General features: G+C 34.9%; 21 protein-coding genes. 3 read left to right on the top strand and 18 right to left on the bottom strand.

Features of this window, described 5'->3' with window-relative positions; genetic code table 11:
• Nucleotides 1–22: 22 nt before the first annotated feature.
• The 16 genes from KF816_08575 to KF816_08500 all read right to left on the bottom strand — a co-directional run bounded on the left by KF816_08575 (nt 23) and on the right by KF816_08500 (nt 18,551).
• Complete coding sequence (locus KF816_08575; GenBank protein ID MBX3008066.1) at nt 23–637, bottom strand: hypothetical protein; 615 nt, start codon at nt 635–637, stop codon at nt 23–25.
• A gap of 13 nt (nt 638–650) precedes the next feature.
• Entirely contained in the window at nt 651–2,000 is a 1,350-nt protein-coding gene (locus KF816_08570) for a PAS domain S-box protein (protein MBX3008065.1), read from the bottom strand.
• An 18-nt stretch (nt 2,001–2,018) separates the two neighbouring features.
• A complete protein-coding gene (locus KF816_08565; protein MBX3008064.1) occupies nt 2,019–2,432 on the bottom strand; it encodes a hypothetical protein in 414 nt (137 codons plus the stop codon).
• A gap of 23 nt (nt 2,433–2,455) precedes the next feature.
• Nucleotides 2,456–3,046, bottom strand: coding sequence for a hypothetical protein (locus KF816_08560; protein ID MBX3008063.1), 591 nt, complete (start codon nt 3,044–3,046; stop codon nt 2,456–2,458).
• Between the two features lie 115 nt (nt 3,047–3,161).
• On the bottom strand, nt 3,162–3,968 hold the full coding sequence (locus tag KF816_08555) for a hypothetical protein (protein ID MBX3008062.1): 807 nt from the start codon (nt 3,966–3,968) through the stop codon (nt 3,162–3,164).
• Entirely contained in the window at nt 3,965–4,468 is a 504-nt protein-coding gene (locus tag KF816_08550; protein ID MBX3008061.1) for a hypothetical protein, read from the bottom strand. The genes KF816_08555 and KF816_08550 overlap by 4 nt, the downstream gene beginning before the upstream one ends.
• Nucleotides 4,469–4,561: 93 nt before the next feature.
• A complete protein-coding gene (locus KF816_08545; protein ID MBX3008060.1) occupies nt 4,562–4,945 on the bottom strand; it encodes a hypothetical protein in 384 nt (127 codons plus the stop codon).
• A 36-nt stretch (nt 4,946–4,981) separates the two neighbouring features.
• Complete coding sequence (locus KF816_08540) at nt 4,982–5,371, bottom strand: hypothetical protein (protein ID MBX3008059.1); 390 nt, start codon at nt 5,369–5,371, stop codon at nt 4,982–4,984.
• Nucleotides 5,372–5,414: 43 nt separating this feature from the next.
• Entirely contained in the window at nt 5,415–6,728 is a 1,314-nt protein-coding gene (locus KF816_08535) for an efflux RND transporter periplasmic adaptor subunit (GenBank protein ID MBX3008058.1), read from the bottom strand.
• 26 nt (nt 6,729–6,754) lie between these two features.
• Nucleotides 6,755–8,161, bottom strand: coding sequence for a TolC family protein (locus KF816_08530; protein MBX3008057.1), 1,407 nt, complete (start codon nt 8,159–8,161; stop codon nt 6,755–6,757).
• A 1-nt stretch (nt 8,162) separates the two neighbouring features.
• Complete coding sequence (locus tag KF816_08525) at nt 8,163–11,519, bottom strand: efflux RND transporter permease subunit (protein MBX3008056.1); 3,357 nt, start codon at nt 11,517–11,519, stop codon at nt 8,163–8,165.
• 260 nt (nt 11,520–11,779) lie between these two features.
• Nucleotides 11,780–13,126, bottom strand: a complete 1,347-nt coding sequence (locus KF816_08520) for a sigma-54-dependent Fis family transcriptional regulator (GenBank protein ID MBX3008055.1) — start codon at nt 13,124–13,126, stop codon at nt 11,780–11,782.
• Nucleotides 13,101–14,864 carry a HAMP domain-containing protein gene (locus KF816_08515; protein MBX3008054.1) on the bottom strand — a complete coding sequence of 588 codons (1,764 nt, stop codon included), beginning with the start codon at nt 14,862–14,864 and terminating at the stop codon, nt 13,101–13,103. The genes KF816_08520 and KF816_08515 overlap by 26 nt, the downstream gene beginning before the upstream one ends.
• A gap of 143 nt (nt 14,865–15,007) precedes the next feature.
• Nucleotides 15,008–16,051 carry a tyrosine-type recombinase/integrase gene (locus tag KF816_08510; GenBank protein ID MBX3008053.1) on the bottom strand — a complete coding sequence of 348 codons (1,044 nt, stop codon included), beginning with the start codon at nt 16,049–16,051 and terminating at the stop codon, nt 15,008–15,010.
• A gap of 975 nt (nt 16,052–17,026) precedes the next feature.
• Nucleotides 17,027–17,713, bottom strand: a complete 687-nt coding sequence (locus KF816_08505) for a hypothetical protein (GenBank protein ID MBX3008052.1) — start codon at nt 17,711–17,713, stop codon at nt 17,027–17,029.
• Nucleotides 17,714–18,158: 445 nt separating this feature from the next.
• On the bottom strand, nt 18,159–18,551 hold the full coding sequence (locus KF816_08500; protein MBX3008051.1) for a thermonuclease family protein: 393 nt from the start codon (nt 18,549–18,551) through the stop codon (nt 18,159–18,161).
• 882 nt (nt 18,552–19,433) lie between these two features.
• On the opposite strand from KF816_08500, the gene KF816_08495 reads away from it, so the two are divergent.
• From KF816_08495 to KF816_08485, 3 genes are all read left to right on the top strand, one after another.
• Entirely contained in the window at nt 19,434–19,901 is a 468-nt protein-coding gene (locus KF816_08495; protein ID MBX3008050.1) for a hypothetical protein, read from the top strand.
• Nucleotides 19,902–20,014: 113 nt separating this feature from the next.
• Nucleotides 20,015–20,251: a hypothetical protein gene (locus KF816_08490; GenBank protein MBX3008049.1), complete on the top strand. Its 237-nt coding sequence runs from the start codon at nt 20,015–20,017 to the stop codon at nt 20,249–20,251.
• A complete protein-coding gene (locus KF816_08485) occupies nt 20,248–20,652 on the top strand; it encodes a hypothetical protein (protein MBX3008048.1) in 405 nt (134 codons plus the stop codon). Before KF816_08490 ends, KF816_08485 begins: the two co-directional genes overlap by 4 nt.
• 38 nt (nt 20,653–20,690) lie before the next feature.
• Here the strand turns inward: KF816_08485 and KF816_08480 are convergent, their stop codons facing one another.
• Nucleotides 20,691–21,299 (bottom strand): SLATT domain-containing protein, encoded by a 609-nt coding sequence (locus KF816_08480; protein MBX3008047.1) that lies wholly within the window; start codon nt 21,297–21,299, stop codon nt 20,691–20,693.
• A gap of 67 nt (nt 21,300–21,366) precedes the next feature.
• The gene (locus KF816_08475; protein ID MBX3008046.1) at nt 21,367–22,896 is read right to left on the bottom strand and encodes a hypothetical protein; all 1,530 of its coding nucleotides are present in this window, start codon (nt 22,894–22,896) and stop codon (nt 21,367–21,369) included.
• Between the last annotated feature and the right edge of the window lie 7 nt (nt 22,897–22,903).

Genomic DNA, 22,903 nt, shown 5'->3' with positions numbered 1-22,903 from the left:
AATGTGAATGGATATTTAATCCCTACCTTAAAATAAAAAACATCATTACAGCCATTGTAACAGCACTAACATAAAAATAGGGAGATGTAAAAACACTGCCGAATCCGAAATAAATGTGATGGTCGTGAATATCCGAATGATTTTCAGTAGTGTATTCAATTTCGATTGGCGAGTCAAAAATATCTGTTCCTATTTGTTCTATTGAAAATATTAAATGGTAACTGTCAGCAGAGTTAATTTTTGGCGAGAAGACAAAATAATCATTCTCGAATTTTGTGTGTTGAAATTTGACATGCGAAAATTTCATGTTATGATCAGTATCTCCATTTGTTTTTTCGTTCAGTAATTCAAGAGAAATTTTTGCATCTGATAGCAAAGTATTACCCGTCTTATCAAGGATTTTTATTCTACAAACGTTCGAATTGGCAGTAATCATCGCTGGAAACTCGGCCGTAATTTTATATTCTGCTGTATTATATTCTTTAATAATTATTCTGTCCATACTATTATTTTCCATCTCGCCATTGCCATCGCCATGCATCATTCCCATACCGGCCATCATGCAACCACTCAAGTAAAAAGAAGAAACAATTATAAGCGCTATTAATATTAATAATTTGATAAATATATTTTTCATTTTCACACTCCATTTAGCTAGCTGTTTCATTTTCAAAAACAAGAGTAAAGGTTGAGCCCACTCCTTTTACACTATTAACAAAGATTTGGACTTTGTTTCTTTCGCAATATTTTTTTACCAGAAATAAACCAAGACCATTTCCATCATATTTTCTGGTTGTGCTGCTGTCTTCTTGCGAAAATATGTTAAACATTTTGTGAGTATATTCCTCAGAAATTCCAATCCCGGTATCTTTTATACTGATCTCAAATTCATTTTTTGTGTTTTCATAAGCAGAAATAACTATTTCGCCTACTTCTGTGAACTTTACAGCATTATCTAAGAGATGTGTAAGAATTTGTTTTATTGAATATTCATCCGCATAAACATTCTTATTAGAAGAAATATGATAGGAAAGAGAAATTCCTTTTTCTTTCGCAATTGGCTCAAAGTCATTGAAAATGCGGGGAAGTATATCGTTACTAATATCAATATTGTTGTATTCATATTTGGTTAGATCGGATATTTCAAGCGCTGAGTTTAGAATCAAATCAATAGTCCGGATTAGGCGGTTCAACCCATTTTTAACGGAATTAATATACCCATCAAGTTCTTTAGAAAGAGTTTCTCCATATTCTTCCTTAATGATATTAGTGAAACCAAATACAACGTTAATTGGCGTTCTTATTTCATGAGAAACCATGCTAAGGAATTCACTTTTGATATTATCTGCCTCTTTTATTTTGTCATTTGCTAGGAGCAGTTTTAATTCCGCTTCTTTTCTAATTGTTATATCGGTAACAACTAAAATACTTCCAGCAATACTGTTTCCTTCATCATATATTTTTGAAGCCGATACAAGAGAATAGATATCGTTTCCTTTGTTAACTTTCCAAACAAGTTCTGATTTTAAGTTGTTCTCTTTATTCTCTATAATTCTTACAAGATTTTCCGAATTAGTTTTATCCAATAAAATTGCTAGATCGATATCAATTAACTCTTCTTTCTGCAAATTGATCATATTTGCAAAGCATTGATTGACATAAGTTATTTTACCTTCAATATTTTGCACAATCAAACCTTCGTTCATACTATCAACCAGATCGCGGAATTTTCTCTCATTGGCCAAAAGTTGTAATTGTGTTCTCTCGCGAATGTCAATTTGTTTTAGCAACGGCTTAAACACAAGAAAATAAAGCAGAGGAAATAATAAAGCAGTTAGGATTACTGAATCAATTAGTAATTCTGTAAAAACCATAGGGTAGTGGCTATCTCCGGTTGTCATCATTACAATAATGTGGGAAATAAATATAGAAATGCTAACCAATAGTAGAACCATTATTGGCGAAATACTGATATCTTTAATTGCTCTCTCTTTATTCACAGTATTCTCTAAAATTAATTATTCAACTTTACCTATAAACTTCTTTCCGGATTTATCCAAGTTTTTAATATATTTTCCCGGGTTTTCTTGAAACCGAGGCGGACATACTTTACAGCAGAAGCCGTAAGCTTTTCCTTCAAAAACTATTGGTTTTAATTTTGGATTAACCGGACGACCAAGAACCGGACAGACAGTATTCCAAGTTTTGTAAGACGGTTTGGTTTTATCAATCATTTCAAGTTGAAGATTTATCATGTATTCACGAACTTCTTTGTCTTTTACATTTTTATATTGTTCAATTATAGAAGCGGTGTCTTGTTTCATAACTTCGTTGTGATTGTGTTTTTTTTGCTGGGCATAAATATTTGGGGTAAATAAAGTTATTAGGATGATGGGTATAAACAATAGTAAATACAATTTTGCGTTTTTCATTTTCGCCTCTTTTAAGTAATATTTTAGTGAGCAATTACACCGCCCAAGAAAGCAGCGGTAAGAATTAGTATTGAAGCTAATAGTCCAATAAGCCAAGCATATTTTTTTAGTTTGTGAATATACAGAAAGATAGTCCAGACAAAAAAGTTAATGATAAGAGCAAGACCAATGTTTTGGTGTAATTCGACAATCCATTCTTTTGCGGTTCCAATAAAAGGTTCAGATTGATTCTTCCCGGTAATAAATGCTGCGATAGAAAAAAGAAGCGCAATAAGAACTGAAATTAATATTGCGGGATCAAATTTTTTCCATTTAAAGTTTAGCAATGAAAGAAAAAAAGCAAACAGACCAAGAGCAATTGGAAAGTGAACCACTTTATTGTGCATATGCACAAATATTTGCTCTGCCGGATTTAACTTCATCGGTTCTTCTTTGATCAATTCCGGTTCATTTTTTTGTTTATGTATTATTTTTGAAATGCCGTTAATTGCAATAGTATCTTTACCGACTATTGTTAATGTATCCACCTTAACTGTTTTTTCTTTTTTGTGCTCTTTTCCTCCGTGAGGAAATGCGACGGTGGCAAGTAACAATAAACAAATAAATGTTTTCATAACCGTTTCCTATTCTGTTTAATGAGCCGGATAAGCTGCTCTTTTTGTTAATAAGTCAGCTTCACTTTATAGGGAATTAATTATTGACATTTTCTCGACCTATTAGTATTTCCGGTTAAAGTTTAAATCTTGCACCAATGCTTGTTGTAAAATCCGGCATAAGATTACCCAAGCCGGCAGAACCAATGAATGAAAGAATAATCGTTTCATTTAATCTATAATTGGCACCGAGTGATATTTGCTGCGGGGCATTATAGTCATCCAATATTTTTGTATAACCGCTGTAATATAAGAGGAGCGAATATTCACCGTAATTAAAAAACTTACCAAAACCAATTCCATATGTGAAAGGATTTTTATAAGTAATTCCATCCGGATCTCCAATGTCGAGATAGCCAAGATCAACAACGCCGATAAAACTACCAAAACTTTTACGTGCGGAAATTGACCCACCGTAATCTAAAACACCGGTTCCAAAATTAAGCATTGATGAAGCTGTCGGTATTTTCACTTGAGCGTTAAGGTAAACTTCGATATCGTTTTTAAAATCTGAATAAATATTATAATCGAAGTAACCGTATAAATCTCCTATCCCAAAGTTCATATTGTTCTGAGTAGTTGATCCAGTTGTATTGCTACTCCCAGCAGGAATCATCATACCATTTGATTGACTTACATTACTATTCACTATAGGAATGGAAGCTGTAATTCCAAAATCATCTCCTTGATAACGGATGCTTCCATAGATTGAGAATACTCGTGTGTAAGAATCTGAAAGAAATTGACCTCCACTTACTTGAGCGCTTGAACTGATATACCAACCAGTTTGCGAATATGCATTTGCCGTGAATAAAAAAGTTAGCAGAAGGAAACCAGCCAGAGCCGGTTTCCTAAAATTCATTTTATGAATTATGCTTTTCATTTACCGCTACCTTTTTGTTGAATGCTTTCCATATTGTTCAACATATCTTTATATTCTTTCATCATTGTTTTCATATTGTCCATCATGCCATTCATATGATCTTTCATGCCTTCACCGTTCATCATGTTTTTATCTCCCATCATTTTGCTCATCTGATCGAGAAGACCTTGCATATCTTTACCCATCTGGTTCATCCCTTGCATCATGTTCATCATTCCATTATTCATGTTCATTTGTCCCATGTCATGATTTTTCATTTGATTATTCATCATGTTTATCATTTGATTTCCTTTGTCCATCATTTGACCCATTTGTGTCATCATGCCTTGCATGTTCTGCATCATAGAACCCATTTGACTTTGCTGGTTCTGCATCATTGTGTTTCCGGTCTTGCCGCCGCCGTGATGTTGATCGTGCTGAGCGGAAATAATTCCCGTGAACATTATTAACATTGCCGCGCTTAATAGAAAACGCATTCGATTTGATTTTACTACTTTCATTGTGTTTCTCCTATTTTTACTTATTGATTATTAATTACACTTTTATTAAAAATGGTGAGTTGTGAAATATTCTCCGGCATTCTTTCTCAATTATTATAATGTCTTTTTTAACCCACCAAACTTTGTATTTATTGCTTTTACAATTTCCTCTTCTGTAGTCTCCCTTATGACCAAATCTCGAATCATTTTTCTTTCCCTTACTGCATACTTGCATTTGCAGATATGAAGTGCCTCACCGCTACATTCTCCGCAAGCACAGATAAATTTCGAGGATATTCTATTTACAGTACTTTCGATTGCCGGCGTTGATTTTGCTTCATGTGTCCTATTAACAATTGGATCGTGATTGTGCGGGATGAATACTTCAGCAATTCCAAATAACAAAATCATACCGAATAGCAATGAAAGCGTAATCCAAATTGAACTATTACTGCGTAGAAAATTATTGTTTTTATTAATGCTCGAAATCTTTTTCATAACTAGCTCAAAAATAATTTTATCAAGAATTGTTATTTACCTTTTCTTAAAACGAATAATTTTATCTTTTACTTTTAAACCAGCATTATTCAAATTCTCGTTTGCATTTTCAAGTGTAACTTCCTTCAAAGTCATTTTGCATAATGGGCATTTACCGGGTTTGTCTGAAATAACATTCCAATCCATTTGATCTTGGAAAACTATGCCATCTTTATTTTTATCAATTGCTTTCAAATCAATTACGCCTTTATGAACGATAGCTGAATCTGCTTTATTAATAGCTTTATCATGTTTCATATTCTTCTTGTCGTGCATAGGCATATTCTCCATGTCTTGAGCAAAGATTGAACTGCCACTCAAGACAAAACATGATATTACAAATAAGAACAATGCGCTTAATGTGTTTATACTATTAATTACTTTCATTGTATTTCTCCTTTTAGATTATGATTGTTTTTTTAGAACAGTATTACATTTGCATTCCTTCCATTCCATCAGAAGGTTTCTTCTTTTGTGCTGGAGTAGAACCGCCATGTTGATGGCCGGTAGGCATTCCGGTTTTAAGCTGACTTTCAGAATCAATTAAGAATCCACCAGTAGCAGCAATTTCATCTCCTTCATTTAATCCAGAAAGTATATGGTATTTATCACCAAAGCGATTACCGATAATTACACTGCGAGCTTCAAACATGCCGTCACCGGCTTTTGCCCAAACAACTGCTCTTTTACCAGCTATGATAACAGCATCAGAAGGGACGAGTAAACCTTGACCACCGGCTCTATTAAAGATTGTCTCACCATACATTTGTGGTTTTAACCTTCCACCAGGATTTGAAAATTCACTTCTCACTTTAACAGTTCTAGTTTGAGAATTTATGACAGGATAAATGAATGTAACTCTGCCTTTAAATTCTTCTCCAGGATAAGCGCGCAAATGTAATTTAACAGTACTACCTACTTTTATATTGGATAAATTATTTTCATACACCTCGGCAATATTCCAAAGTGTTGAAAGTTCTGCTACATCATAAATCGCAGTGCCTTCGTTTACATAAGCACCTTCTTGAACTTTCTTCTCAATCACCGTTCCGCTAATTGGTGAATAGTATGTAAGAGTAAGGTTTATTTCTTTTGTCTTTTCAAGAACTTGAATTTGTTCTGAAGTTAACCCAAATATTTCCAACTTTTTCTTTGAAGCTTTCAAAAGTGAAGACGAGTTGGATGAATTATTTAGTGCAATTAAATATTCATTTTGCGCTTGCGCCAAATCCGGACTGTAAATATCAAACAATGGCTGACCCTTTTTAATATAATCTCCGGTTTTATCTACAAACAGTTTTTCAATTCTTCCATCGAACCGCGCTGAAATTGTTTTGCGATTGTTTTCAACAAAATCCAAGTAGCTATATGCAGTAAGTTGTTCTTGAAGATTCTCTTTCTTAACAACAATTGTAGAAACATTTGCCAGGATTTGTTTATTCCCACTAAGTGTAACCATATTAGTCATCTCAGCTTCTGAAGAAGTTTCCGGCTTTTCATCAGCGGTTTTTTTGATTAGGTCCATATTGCAGATTGGGCAGACACCCGGGCTATCCATTCTAACTTGTGGGTGCATTGAGCATGTCCAATAGTCATCTTGCTTTACAACTTCATGTTCATGTTTACCATTTTCTTCGCTTCTAGAGCAGCCAGCAATGAGTAACGATATCACGATTAATGGGATGAATAATAATTTAGTTGTTTTCATTGCAGGACCTCTGATTATTCTTTCGATATTTTTCATTTCATCACCTCGTTACTTTTTAAGACCTACCTTCCGGTAGGCAGGGTTGTTCCGACCATCATTTCAATCTCTGCAAGAGACATTTGAGTATCGGCTTTTGACATGTAGTAGTTCATCTGCTGCATCAATAACATCCGGTAAGAATCGATAACAGTTGTAACTCCGGTTCTGCTATTTTGGTAAGCAGATACTTGCGATTCGGCGGCTTTGGTATAAAGTGGAATAACTTTTTCGTTATAAAGTTTAGTCAATTCAACAGCTGTGTTATATTTTACATGTGCCTCTTTCAACCGGGAAGTCATTTCACGTCGCATATCATATTTTGCATATTCAATACTGCTAATACCGGCAGTTAATTCTTGTTCTTTCGCCTTGTATTTATTTATTGACCAGGGGGCAAATGGAAGATTGATTGAAAACATAAGCGAATACATTGTTTCGGTTTTGGGATCAAGCATTGAAAGATCACTTTTAGAAGTTAAGATCATTCCTTGAGGCATTCTCATAAACATACCTTGAACCATTAAATCCGGAATAAGCTCGCGGTTGTTTGCATCAATCATTGCTTTGTTCATTTCAATCATGCTGCCCATTTTTTTTAGGGAAGGATTAGAATATCCAAGCACTTCTTCCAATTTTGATTGAGAAGATGAAAGTTGATCTGAAGAAAAATCTGATACTGCATAAACGTCTTTAGAATCAAGATTTCTTCCTAGAAGTTTATTTAGTTTATAAATCTCCGCTTCTTTTTGTTTTTCAAGAATTAAGAGCTGAGTTTCATTCGACGCGATTTCGCTTTGAAGCGTCAAAACATCCGCTTGATTTATTTTATTTGTGTAGTATGATGATTCAACCGATTTGACCACATCATTTATGAGATTAATATTTTTCTTCTGAACTTCAATCTTTCTATCAATCAGCCAAAGTGTGTAGTAAGACATTTTAACAGCGGCTGTAAGATTGACTTTATAAGATTCATAATTGTTTCCCTCTACCAACATATTCTTACGCTCAACTTCTGCCATTGCGTTTAACTTACCACCAAGAGGAAACATTTGCGAGATAGCGAAGTTGTTTGAATTGGATTGATTAAGAAAATCAATAGAATTAATAGGCACTTGAGAGAACTCAACCGAAAGGTTGGGAGCCGGTAATGTGTTGATTGATTCCGTTCTTTTTTCCGATGCAATGATTTTATATTGCAGCGATTTCAACTGAGGGTTATTTTTCACTGCTTCCGCCACTAAAGAATCAACTGATTGTGCATTTACCGAAATAAAGGATATCCAGAAAAGATTAACCGCAAAGACCGCAGAGAAAAACGTAGAGTTGCACAAAGGTTTTCTCATGTTATTATTCTCTATTAACACTTCGCTACTGTGAACAAGTTCTAAATTATTTCCCGCAATACGGGATTTCGTTTCACTCAACATTTTATTCTCCTTCCTTCATCCAGTCCGCCATTTTAGAAACTTCGAGTTTCCCTTTTTTAAGCGCACGTTCTTTCATCATTGCAAATAGAATGGGCGTAACTACAAGCACATGTATAGCGCTTGTAAGCAATCCCCCAATCAAAGGGGCTGTTAACGGTTTCATTACGTCGGAACCGGTACCCGTTGCCCACATTATAGGAATTAAACCTACCATTGAGGTACCAACGGTCATCAATTTTGGTCTAAGTCTGAGAACGGAACCTTCAACAGTCGCTTCATAGATATCTGTATTTGTGATATGGCCCCTTTCACCTTTGTGAAATGCTCTTAATCTTTTGTCTAGAGCCTCGTGCAAATAAACTACCATTACTACACCGGTTTCAACGGCTACACCATAGAGTGCAATAAAACCGACCCAGACTGCAACTGAAAAATTGTAACCAAGGATGTAAACCATATACATTCCACCAATAAGAGCAAACGGAACTGAAAGCATCACAACCCCGGCTTCTAAATAATCTTTTAGAGTAAAATAAAGCAGAACAAATATTATCAAGAATACGACCGGCATAATTATTTGCATAGTTTGCTGGGCGCGAACCTTGCTTTCATACTGACCGCTCCATGTATAAGAATATCCGGCGGGTAATTTTAAACCCTCAGCAATTACATCTTTTGCGTCAACCATAACACTGCCCATATCACGTCCGCGTGTGTTCATGAAAACTATTGAGCGAAGCATTCCGTTTTCACTGCTTATCATTGGAGGACCGGTAACTAAATTTATATCTGCTAATTCTGAAAGGGGTAAATAGGTGACTGCACTTTGATTTGTGTTTGTAAGGGAAAAATCATTTTGTGAATTTGGCACTTGAGGAATAATACCAGCTTGGTTTGAATTTCCCATAGAAGAAGACATTCCGCCGGAACTACTTTTCCCCATTCCGCCGCCGTTCATAGAACTTGATGATGTTTGTGAGGCCATTGGGTTTGATAACGCAACCGGAACGATTAGACTTTTCAGTTCTTCAACATTATCACGGTAATCTTTTTGATAACGCATTCTGATTGGAAAGCGCATTCTTCCATCTATAACAATTCCTAAATTCTGTCCGCCGATTGCCGTTTCAATTATATCTTGAAGATCGCGTATGTTTACACCATACCGTGCGGCGAGACCGCGCTTGATATTGATATCGAGATAGTAACCGTTCTGCACTCTTTCAGCAACAACATCTGCAGCGCCGTTGATATTTTTCAATAAATTTTCTGCCTTAATTGCGTATGATTCGAGAGTATCCAGATTAGGACCAAAAATTTTAAATCCTATATCAGTTCTTACACCGGTGGAAAGCATATTAATTCTGTTTATAATCGGTTGAGTCCAACCATTACGAACTCCGGGAATTTGTAATTTTGAATCAAGTTCTGCAACAATATCTTGCTTTGTTATTCCAGGGCGCCACTCGTCCTTTGGTTTTAGCATTATTATAGTCTCAATCATACTCAATGGTGCATTGTCCGTCGGAGTTTCCGCCCTTCCGGTTTTTCCAAGAACATGATGAACTTCATGAACTGATTTAATAATCTTGTCTTGTTCTTTCAATATTCGGTTAACTTCTGTAATTGATGCGCCGGGTAATGTTACGGGCATATAAAGAATAGAACCTTCATCCAGCGGTGGCATAAACTCGCTACCCGTGTTAAGAATCATCGGGACAGTTATTAATAGCGCAATTACATTTATTGCTATTGTTGTTTTTCGGTGCTTTAGCACCCAATGAATGACCGGTTCATAAATTTTTATAAAAAATCTTGTTGATGGATTTTTTTCTTCCGGACGGAATTTACCGCGCATCAGCATTGTCATTAAAACCGGAATAAGAGAAATTACAACAATGGCAGCGCCTATCATGGTGAATGACTTTGTGAAAGCAAGAGGTTTAAACATTTTTCCCTCTTGACCGGTTAAAAGAAATACCGGAATAAATGAAACAAGAATTATCAATTCTGAAAAGAAAATAGCTCTACCTACTTGCTTTGCTGAATCAATTGATATTTTCTTGTATTCTTCATTTGAGAGATGCCCTTTTTCTTCTATAGCTTTTGCGATGTTACGATAAGCATTCTCTACTAGTACAATGGAAGAGTCTACTATTACTCCTATCGCTAAAATAATTCCGCCTAGACTCATAATGTTTGATGTAATATCAAACATGTACATAAAAATAAAAGAGATTAGAACTGCAATAGGAATCTCAATAAGTATTCTAACTATGCTTCTCCAGTGAAGTAAGAATATGGCTACCATAATAGAAACTGTAATGGCCGCTTCTATTAAAGCTCTATCTAAAGTGCCAATCGCTTCTGAAATCAAAGTACTTCTGTCATAAGAAGAAATTATCTCAACTCCTGGAGGAAGACCTGGAGAGATTTCTTTTATTTTTGCTTTTACTCTTTCAATGACGTTTTTAGCATTCTCGCCGGTTCTCATTACAATAATTCCACCAGCAACTTCACCTTCACCATTTTTCTCCAGCGCACCACGGCGAATATCTCCGCCTAATGCTACAGTTGCTACATTTTTAATTAGTATCGGAATTCCATTGGCGGATGTTTTTATCACTGTATTTTCAATATCATCTTTCGATTGAATGTAGCCTTGACCGCGAACAAAATATTCAGCATCACTTATCTCAAGAATTTTCCCTCCAACTTCATTATTGCTTCTTTGAACTGCATTCACGACATCGGAGACGGTTAGATTGTAAGCTCGAAGATCAGTTGGATTAACATCAACTTGATATTGTTTTACGAATCCGCCGATACTTGCTACTTCTGCAACGCCGTCAACGGAGGAGAGTTTGTAACGGATATACCAATCTTGAACTGCACGTAATGTACCGAGATCATATCCCTTTCCTTCAACTGTGTACCAGTAAACATGTCCCACACCGCTTCCATCCGGACCAAGTGCAGGAACAACACCGGAGGGTAATTGAGCTTGAATGGTATTCATCCTTTCGAGGACGCGTGTGCGGGCAAAGTATGTATCAACTCCATCTTCAAATACAACAAAAACAAAAGACATCCCAAACATCGAAGATGCACGAACAGCTTTTACTTGAGGCAATCCTTGCAAACCGGAAACAATAGGATAAGTGACTTGATCTTCAATAATTTGTGGTGAGCGTCCCATCCATTCTGTAAAAATTATAACTTGATTTTCCGATAGATCGGGTATTGCATCAACCGGCAAATTAACAACGCTGTAAATGCCAAAGCCGATTACTATAAGATAAAGTAGAATTACAATAAATCTGTTGTTCGCGGACCAATCAATAATTTTTTCAATCATTTATTCTCTCCGAAAAGTGTGGTCGTTTTTTTAATAACGGGAAATAGCGAATAAAGTTTAAAAAGAATAAATCCAATCATTGCCGAGTAAACTATACACCAAATAAGCCGTTCCACGATGTTAAACTTTCATTTTTGAATAGAAATAAACCAACAAGTATGCCACACTAAAAGCTTGCTTTTTGCCTAGAATCGTGGTGTCGATCTTACAATCCTTAAAGAATCTTTAAATGAATTAAAGATTCTTAAAAATATCGTAGTTTATTCCGGCTTAGTAAGCTTATAGTTCTCGATTTTTGAATAAAGTGTAGGGAGAGAGATTCCAAGTATTTCTGCGGCTTTAGGTTTACTCCATTTTGTAAATTCCAAAACAGAAGAGATATGTTTTTTCTCAAGTTCCGCAAGAGTAAGATTAATTGGAAATGAGGAAGATTCTGAGAATTGATTTTTAAGTAATATGTGTTGTTTTAGAAGAACATCTCCATTGGTTAAAACCACAGCTTGTATAAGAGTATTTTCAAGTTCACGCACATTGCCAGTCCAATCGTGTTCTTGTAGCATACTCAAAACATCATCAGAGACTTTAAGAACATTTTTGTGAAGTTCACGATTGATCTTTTGCAATAAGAAATTTATAAGCAGTGGTATATCATCTTTTCTTTGACGAAGCGGTGGTAGTTCTATTTTGACAACATTCAAACGGTAAAAGAGATCCTCGCGGAATTTCTTTTCTTTTACAAGCTGATCAATATTTCTGTTTGTAGCGGTAATGATTCTTGCTTTCATTGGAATAACAGATTCGCCACCAACACGCTCAAATTCTTTTTCTTGCAAAACGCGGAGTAGTTTTACTTGAAGATGCTGCGACATTTCGGATATTTCATCAAGAAAGATTGTGCCGTTTCCAGCAAGTTCAAACTTTCCTTTTTTTGTTCTATCGGCACCGGTAAATGAGCCTTTCTCATGTCCAAATAATTCGCTTTCAAGAAGAGATTCAGTTATAGCAGTGCAGTTAACCGCAACAAATGGATCAGCTTTTGTAACTCCGCTGTAATGTATTGATTTGGCAACTAGTTCTTTACCGGTTCCACTTTCCCCATGTAATAAAACTGTAACTCGATTTGCAGAAACTTGTCCAATTATTTTATAAACTTCTCTCATCAGTTTAGACTTACCAATGATTCTTTTTTCAGGCTGGAACTCCTCGACTTGATCTACAATAAGTGAATCAATTCTTTCGCTGAGAGTTTTAGATTCAAGGGCGCGCGCAATTGTAACTTTGAGTCGCTCAATATCGAGAGGCTTTTCAAGATAATCATAAGCTCCGTTTTGCATTGCATCAATCGTAGTCTGAACATCATCATGCGCTGTTATTAAAATTATTTTTGTGAGCGGATCTACCTCTTTTGCTTTCTTTAGAAGTTCGAGTCCGGTTAGATTGGGCATTTTGATATCGGAGATGATTAAATCCGGTTGTTGATTTTGAATAATACCGAAACCAATTTTTCCATCTTCTGCAGAGAGAACAGAATAGCCAAGTCGTTTCAAATAATTTGTTAGCGTCTGACGAATTGATTCGTCATCATCTATTACTAGAATTTTTTCCATAGTCATTCAAAGGTAATTTAATTTCGAAAATTGTTTCTCCGGGACGTGATGAAAATAGCGCAAACTTGCCATTATGTTGTTCAATAATTTTTTGAGAAATAGATAAGCCTAGTCCGGTTCCCGATACTTTAGTAGTAAAGAATGGATCGAATATATTGTCGGGTTCTTCAACCCCACAGCCATCGTCAGTTAAGCGAATGATAAGATAATTATCAGATAAGTGAGAAAAGATTGTAATTGTTCCAGTTTTCGTGATAGCGTCTATTGAGTTTTGAATCATATTAAGAAAAACTTGCTTAAGTTTATCTTCGTCACCTACAAATTCAATATCGGCTGTATTATTTATAAACGAAATCCGTTTTTGATTTGAATCCGGCTCTACTTGATGAAATATCTCGTCAACAAATTTTCTAAGATTAAGATTAGAAAATCTGAGCGGCGCAGTTCGGGATACTTGTAGAACCTCCTTAACAAGATCGGTCAGTCGATTAATTTCTTTCGTAATAATTTGAAACGCTTCTTTATCTTCCGGTTGAAGCGGTAACGTTTGGTTCAAGATATCTACATTCATTTTAATTGAAGTAAGCGGCGTTTTAATTTCATGGGCAAGAACAGCGGACATTTTACCAAGTGCAGCGAATTTTTCTGAACGAATTATTTCCGCTTCAAGTTTTTTTCTTTCGGTTATATTTTTGTCCAATGAAAAAGCCATACTGTTGAATGCTTGAGAAAGCTCCCCAATTTCATCGCTAGAGTTGTATTCAACATTTACTTGATAATTACCTTTTCCAATTTCAAGAGCCTTTTCTTTTAGTAAAGTAATTGGCTGGGCTATAATTCTTGATATTATGAAAGACATGCTGACGCTCACAATCAATCCAACAAAGAGACTTATGAAAAAGAAGCGTATCATTTCTTGAATAGAATTAATATTAAAGAGTAGTCTGCCAAGAGGGATTTGCACAAGTAAAATAATTATAGGGACCACCACTATTGCGGAAAACACTATTTTCTTATTCAAGCTAAAGCTATGAACCTTTTGAACAGCGTAAGGGAACATATTGTATTTCCCAATTGCAATTGCTGTGAAAAATATGAATCCAATTAGAAAAGCAAGCGGACTTATTTCAACAAGATAGTAGAAACCAAGAATCCAGGGAAGAAACAAACCGAATACAAAAGTGGCAATATTTGTTATAATCAATCCGAATAAATAAAAGAACAACTGTTTACGAAGAATAGGATCCAGTGCAGCTTTAAGTTTCTGAACAATCCAAATTGAGTTAAGAACAATTAAAAATAAATACCAAAATAGGAACAATGGATATAGCGAAGAGAATTCAACGGAAAACATTTCCATGCTAGCTTGAGACTCATGTATAAGGTTACCATTCCACAACAGAATTAAAAGAACAGTAGAAGGGAAAATTATTAAAAGTCCGCGTGTTATACCTATCTCTTTTTGAACAGGATAATTCCATGAAAAAAAAGTGAGTGAAACAAGAATCATTAGCAGAAGTGAATGGCAAGAAATATCAAGAGCGGTTACATCGAAAGATGGCATTAGAACAAAGTGAACTGTATGAGAGACCAAGTAAGCAATTACTAATACAAGAGTAAGGATGAATAGTTTTGATGTAATCGCTGTTGATGAACGGGAATAAATGATAAAAATAAGCCCCACCGCAGCAATGAAAGATGCAAGAAGAAATAATATCTGAGTAAAATCAAAGTGCATTAATTTTCTTTTTTGTGTTAGTTGAAAATAAGTGTTGGCAAATAGGAAGTAAAGCGGGACTAGGAAAAATGTCTCGTTTTACCAACCTATAACGCTGTGTATGTAATGAATTAATTGATTAATTCATTCATAAATTAGAAAAATCACAAAAGATTAACCGCATCTCTCAGATTCTGCTGTTGAAGGTGACTGTAAATTTGTGTTGTTGCTAAATCTTCATGGCCAAGTAATTCTTTAATGATATAAAGAGAAACTCCTTTTTGAGCAAGCAAAGAGGCGAATGAATGACGCAAAGTATGGAAATGGATTTTATCGTTAAGATTTGACTTGCGAACTATTTTTTTGAATTGTTTACTGATAGATTCTTGATAAAGAATATTATTCCTAATTCTGTAAAAAACTAATTCATGTGGTTGATGGGTATTAGAATTGGAACGACTCAATAAAATTGATCTTACTTTTTCATTCATAGGAACAATCCTTTCTTTTTTGTTCTTAGTTAGAAATTGATCTGAGCACTTAACAGTGATTTGATTCTGAAAAAAGTTGATCCAATCCCAACGCATATTTATTAATTCACCAAGTCGTAATCCAGTATAGAAGCCAACCGTAAAAATATCTTTAAGATGTTGATATGAAGTATTTGCTAAAATGATTAGTAATTCCTCTTCCAGGAGAAACACAGGAAAGGACTTTGGAATTTTAGGAAATTTAACCTTTGTGAATGGATTGATTGGAATGTAATTCCATTCAACGGCTTTATTAAATGCTGCTTTCAGTGTGCGGTAGTAATGATGTGCGCCTCTTTGAGTCCGATGGAAAGTTGAGTAAATAAATTTATCAATTGTTTTTATTTCAATTTCACTGAGTAGAGGATTTCCACAGAAGGAAGTAAATTGTTTGAAGGAAAACGCAATTGAATCAAGATACTTTTTTGATTTTGCAGGAAAACAGTAGTCCAAATATTCATCTTTGAATTCTGAAAGAGTGATTGTATTTTTAGCTATTGTTATTTGAGAAATTGTAGAATCAACATCCGAAGGGTTTTGATAAGTTCTCTTAAATGTTTTTAAGAATTTTAATGCTTCTTGTTCGCTTGTTTGTTTAGTGGAACGAGTAGTTCTTTTACCATTTTCGAAAAATACTATTTGGTAATAGGGTGACTTATCATTTTTTGCTAGGAACATTTTCAACTCCTTCCCGTGTATGGAGTTGTATGGAGTTCCAAAAAATCCTTTATTTTTAGAAAGAATTCCCAGATTCCCTATGACTACGGATCAGAAGGTTTGGGGTTCGAATCCCTACGGGTGTACTTAGAATAGCTCGATTACTAATCATTTTCGAGCTTTTTTCATTATATACACTCAAAGGATTCCTTATGATCTTCGGTTTTAAAGTAGGGACTGAGTAGGGACTTTTCGAGACTGTGTCCTTTATCCTACCGAACAAAATTTAATATGAACAAATTAATTAGTTTCATACTGCTTCTAAATTCTAATAATGAATATAATGAAATAAGAAAATAAGAAAAACGACCAGAACTTCTAATTTTGCTCTTGATGGGACATAGATTAAACTGTGTTCCCCGTTTCGATTTCTTTTTCTGGCTTTCCTCAATTACTAATTCTCCCCTACTATCAGGAAATTTATCTCTGATTGAACGACTCAAAAACATATTTTGCCCGCTTAAAGAATCTTTTGCGAATTAATGAATTGATTTGGTGATGGTGTAAGCCAACATGATCATTCAAGGCAAGGGCGAATCCCGATCAACCAACACAATATGAACAAATTATCGGGAAAGTTTCATATACCCTTGCCCCGATTTACTACCAAGATACGAATAACACTAAGCTTGAAGCCCAGCGGGCAAAATAATGCTTTAATTAAGTGAACGCCCTAATGCCGGCGCGGCAGAGAGTGAACGATACAATTAGGAAAAGAAAGAGGTAATTTATGAGGTGAATGATGGCGGTGATTTTTGGTACAAAAAGCATGACAGAATGAACCGAATAATTTACCCGCAGCGGTTTTGTTGTAAAATGTTTATGGAGCTTGCGACATTAGCATTTTACTATTCTTGTTTAAAAAAGTGAATTGATTAATGCAATGGATATTTTGGTGAGATGCAGGGATTGATCTCTCAATCCCCGCTAAAGAAATTATACTGATAGTTTACTGAAGGTTGAAGAGTTCTGCACACATTTACCATCCGCCGTTTTTGTAACAACGCCGAGATAAAGAATATTTTGCTGATACTTAGCGGCCGCGGCTATTTGCAAAATATTGTAATCCAGTTGCAATTCACTGGTCTGGGCAAAATTGAAGTTTACCAGTTCTTTGGATAGTGAAATAATCTTAAATGGCTCATCATTTTCATTTAGAGGATTGTAATAACAAACCAAAGCATTAGCTGAAAGATTTACTTCTTCAGGACCAAAGATAGCAGAAGAATTCAGAACCGGGAGTGTAGCTGTAATCTTGTCGGTATCTACTTCCACCACAGTGATATCGAGAGGAAAACCATAGGGAGTAATTAGATTTTGAGCAGTCGGTTTTTCCGTTGTGGAGAATTGGAAATTACTCTGGAAGACTTCATTAAAAACAGAAGAGGCTACATTTTTAACTCTCTTCCAAACAGTGGACAAAGTAGGTAAAGCAATAACAGCGCTGGCGAACTTGGCCGTAACCGAAAATTTACGGCGGGTTTCGATAGAAGCCGGATCTTGGCTCGCGTTAAAACTTGAAGGACGCGCCGAGAGAATTGTCTGACCATTGACGGTGCGGGCGGAAAGATTTCCTAGTTTACCAGAAAGATTCCCAATTACATTTCCATTTACTATTGCCATAATAAAACCTCCTTTGTGAATGATTAGTAATGATCTCTCGATCCGTCAGTTGACGGACTCGAGATGACATTTTACAGAGGCAATTTTATGGGATTGAATAGCCGTGTTCACTGTAATAATGGGAAAGTGATGGAAACATAAGTTGAATAGCCGCAATGACTGGGATGTGGCTTGTTAAAGGCTTGGCAGAGGCTGGTTTGAGGGTGGGAAAGGGACCGGCTTATTTCTTCTTTTCCGGAATAGAATTGTATTTACAGAATCGTAACACAAATTATACTTTTCTGAGAGTATGAAGATGGATTCTATTTGGTTGTAAGTCTTTCGCAATTCTATGTACTCTGATTTGATTTGTAAATTCCGAAGAACCAATTCATTGATCAATCCATAGGATTGGAATTCTCGTATAAACGGGTTAGATAAAATCTTGGCAATATTGAATTGAGAATTATTCATTAGACCATATGCCAAGTTTCTTTTTTCTTGCTGTGTTTCTGAGATTATAGAATAAACTGTAATATCGTTTTTCTTTTGTATAATAACTGATTCGTGCTAATCCATTTTTCAAAAGCTCTATTTGAACGAATACAGAATCTTTTCCTTTAGAATCTGTTAACCAAACGTAAGCGAGTAACCTACCGAATATATCGAATGCCTTTCCATCGAAAGTAAGTTTAACAGTTTTGTGAAAGATTAGTGATTTAGTTTTTTCAGCTGCTTCTTTTGAAAATGCTTCCGCCGATTTATTTTGTCTGGCAATCTCCGGGCAATCAACACCAATCATTCTTACACGTTGGGAATCAGAAAGAACGAAAGTATCCCCATCGATTACACGAGACACAAATAATTTCTTTGAGCAGTTGTAAGGATAGGAGAAGTTTGGATTTTGGCTGAGCAACTGTGTTGAGAGTAAGAGCAAGAAGATGAGCAAGAGCAAAATATTTTTAGAACACATACTAGTAATTCCTTTTCGAGAAAATTTAATTCAAGAATGGGAAGTGTGCAACGCTCGATGTTTATGATTTGTTTTCTTTTGTTTTCAGATAAGAGGAAATTTCAAGCGAGTTTGGGGAAATGAGAAGATCAGAAGATTATATTTCCACCTACGCGGGTATGACAAAGTGTTGCGAAGTGGAGTGTGTGCCCCGCCGATGGCGGGGCGACACGAAACGAGCGACAGAATACCATATAAGCGAATGAAGGTGTGGGGGAATCCACGACTCCCGATTTACATCGGGACAAACTCCATGAGCAATGATTAATGGAAACGTAATTACAAATATTATGATACGATTAATGAGTGGGCGTGTCGAGAGCCCGAGCCGCCCACGAATGTATGTTATACTATGTTTGATGACCAATGTTATGACCAGATGAAAGTTTTGTAAATGTATGATGAGGTGATTAGTATTTTTTTGTGCCGAGTTTGCATAATGCAACATTATGTTGATTGACAGCACTACAAAGTTATCCCGCCTAAGGCGGGTAAAGTTGGGACTGACCAAAGACAAAACATAATGTTTGTTATGTAATACTGGCTATCCCATGCCCCGACCCGCCAGGGGCGGGAAGGTGAGCTGAGACCCCACGCAAAAGGTTGCTTACCTATCACAAAACAAGTTCGGGACTGGTTCCATCCTTAATGATGTAAAGTGAAATACAGTGAAATCATTGCCTTCAGCATTTAGCTTTTAGCCATCGGCAAAGAATAAAAGGAAATGATATGAAGCTAACAGAGAATTTTTATCTAGATGAGTTTACAATTTCACAGGTTGTGGAAAGACATGGTTATAAGAATGAACCGAATGAAAAGCAGATTGAGAATTTGAGATTGCTTTGTGTGAATGTTCTTCAGCCATTAAGAGAAATAATCAATGTTCCGATTTTTATTAATTCAGGATTTCGTTCGTTTGATGTAAATACCGCAGTTGGCGGAAGATTTAATTCTCAACATCTTGATGGAAAAGCCGCTGATTTCATAGTCCCCTCTCTTAAACTAATTGATGTCTTCAATATTATTTTACAAAATTTATCATTCGATCAATTGATTTATGAATTCGGAAAGTGGATTCATGTTTCTTGGAATGGTGAGAATAAAAGAAATGAGGTTCTGCTGTCGAAGAAAGTATATGGGAAGACGGTGTATGAGAAGTTTGAGAGGAATTCATGGGCATTAGGGAGTCATTCATAGGTATTGGTTGGCATTTATGGTTATTAGGTTGTCATTCGTAGTCATTAGGTAGTAATTCATTGTCATTCGTAGTCATTTGTAGTTATTAGTTGGAAAAACTGTGGGAAGTAGAAATGGATGAAAATATTTACATATGGATTATTGGTGGGCTTTTAAGCTTGGTGAACTTTCTATTCTGGTCGAAGATAAAAAGGATTGAAAAGGATGTTGATGAAACGAAAAAGAAAACTGATTCAATTGAGAGAAATTATTTATCGCGTTTTGAGGAGCTACATGATAAACTGAGTGAAGTGGAGAAAAATATTATTAGGGAGATTTACAGCGTTAAGCTATCAGCGATCAGAAAATGAAGGAGGTTAAAATGGGAGTGTTGGATTTTTTAAGCGGTATTGTAAGACCAATTACTGATTTGATTGATAATCTTTCTACCTCTGATGAGGAACGCGGGAAACTGCAAAATGAGCTAACGAAAATTGAGAATGAGTTTTTAGGTAAAGCCTTAGAATATGAATCAAAGTTATTGGAATCTCAAACCAGAGTTGTTGAGGCGGAAGCGAAAGGACAAAGTTGGCTGCAGAGGAATTGGAGACCAATTACGATGCTTACTTTTTTAATTCTTGTTGTTTGTGATTCTTTTGGCTGTCTTGCATTTCGCTTAAGTAATGAAGCATGGACTTTATTGCAGATTGGTTTAGGTGGTTATTTGGTTGGCAGGACTGGAGAGAAGATTGTGGAGAGGATTAGGAATTAATAATCCATATGGTAAAAATAATATGTACTACGGATAATTTACTTCGTAACATATATCACAGTAATCAATATGGGTGGAATAAAAATAAGTAATATATACAGCAGACGTGGCATCAACAAATATCTAAGATTAATAAAGTGTCTTGTAAAAAAACTATAATTATTTCTATCCATTATTGTAAGCACTTTTTGATAAGAAATTGGATTATGATTCTCTTGATACTTTGATAAAATATGATTATAGCTTATTAATATATCGTCCACAAGTTTTTCTTGGTCAAGAGACTGACAATCTTTTTTATGAATTATTTTTAACAATTCAGTTTCTAATATTCTCAATTCTTTGCCACAATTGTGCAACCTTGAAGCTAATAACTTATAACCAGCATGTGATTCAATTTGGCTTAGAACTAACATTAAAATAGAAAGAGCTATAGTAAAAAAGGTAATTACATGAGGGGCAATAATCCCGGAAGGTAAAAAATTAATAATAATTATATAAGCAGATAGAAAGCCTTGTGAAGCAATTGAATACTTATCACGGATGTCATAAAAAGCACTTGAATAATAACGTGATTGCATCGTTGTCTTAACTTTTTTATAAAGTACTTGTGAAAAATCAATAATATTCTCTTCTGTATTAGCCATAAATATTAAATTAATTTTAATTAGCTACTAATATGCAATAATCTTCATATTAAATAAATTTATAGTTTTAGCGAAAATCCTTTATAATATCAAGTAAGAAGTCTTTATTGACAATATTACTAGGTAAATATTCTTGATGAGATTTATTTCTATTTAAAATAAAATCAGCATATACTCCTTCAGCATCCTTTAGTTGAAACCAACACTCTGGTTCAGCACCTACAATTTTATCTGATAAGTGAATCCATAAATCCTTTGGTATAGTTGGGCCATTATTGATCATTTTAGAATTTATTGTCTTATCATGCAATATAAATATACCAAAACCATTATTACCTTTTTGAGCATATTCATTGTTTATTATTGATTTCAAAACTTTTGCAACATTAGGATAACTAGGATTGCTTACTGATACATCATAAAACCATAAGGGAGAATCAAGATTAAGTGTTCTTTTTCTTGTATCCTTAATACTTTGCTGTGGTTTAAAATGTATTTCATCTATGATAATTTTTTCAATATATCCAAAGCGAGTGTTACCCTTATGTGTTGATTCTGTAATATTAATAATTTCATCTTTTATATCTAGAAAAGACATTTGATCTTGGAAAAGTATCTGCCAAATATGTAACATAACAAAATTTGCAATGTTATCACCCCAACATTTTTGTAATGAGTAACAAACTAGGTGAACAATCAGAATTTGTTGATCAATCATTTGACCATTCTCATTTCGCCAAATAGCTTTATCGATAGCCACGTGATTGCCATTTCTAAATTTGAATAATAAATCTTTTTTTACATCGTCATAAAAATTTGGAGTTGATGATAAAATTGTCTTCTCGATGAAATAGTCAAGACTTTTTTTGGTTATTCTTTCTATGTTATTTTTCAGACTATCATCAAATTTATCTGGCAAAATATTATTCTCATAAATGTAAATCATTGAGACAAGACAAGCGTCAATTATTGCTCGTTTCCAATTTCCAGTTAAATATTTTGTAATAAAATTGTCGTGAATTTCGTCCCTACCAATAGCAAACATAATATCATGCATAGCAAAAAAAACATTTTTGATATTATATTGATGAGCTCCGGAATGCGAATCTGAATAATTAACTTCATTAAGAACTTTTTGAATGGAGTTAGGGATATTGTTTCCCAAGTACTCTTCGGCAACTAATTGGCTACATGAGGGTTTCGCTCTACTACCATCACTATTGTGTTCATCATAAAAAGAAAGCGCTTTTGCACCACCGGCTTCATCTGAATGAATACCAAAAACAACTCCACTTGGCCAAGATAATTTTGCAAAAGAATCATCTTCTTTGGACATTAATACATGCTCAAGGATTTCAATATCTTTTAAATGTGGTGGAAGAATTGATCTGAAAATAAGTTCTGCAAAATATTCATCTAAGTGTGCATTTTTATGAATGATTGTCCGTTTCAATCTTTGTGTTTTATTATGTTCAAACCATTTTATTTTTTCTTTACCATGTCTTTCTAGAACTTTAAATATATATTGAGCACTAGCATAGGTTAGTGCGTTTAAAATACCGCCTTTTTCTTCAATATAGGCGCTGTCAATTTTCAACTGATTT

The sequence above is a fragment of the Melioribacteraceae bacterium genome, from assembly GCA_019638015.1.
Taxonomy (GTDB): domain Bacteria; phylum Bacteroidota; class Ignavibacteria; order Ignavibacteriales; family Melioribacteraceae; genus JAHBUP01.
The sequence above is the reverse complement of the archived record's forward strand: the minus strand, read 5'-3'. Positions and strand labels throughout refer to the sequence as shown.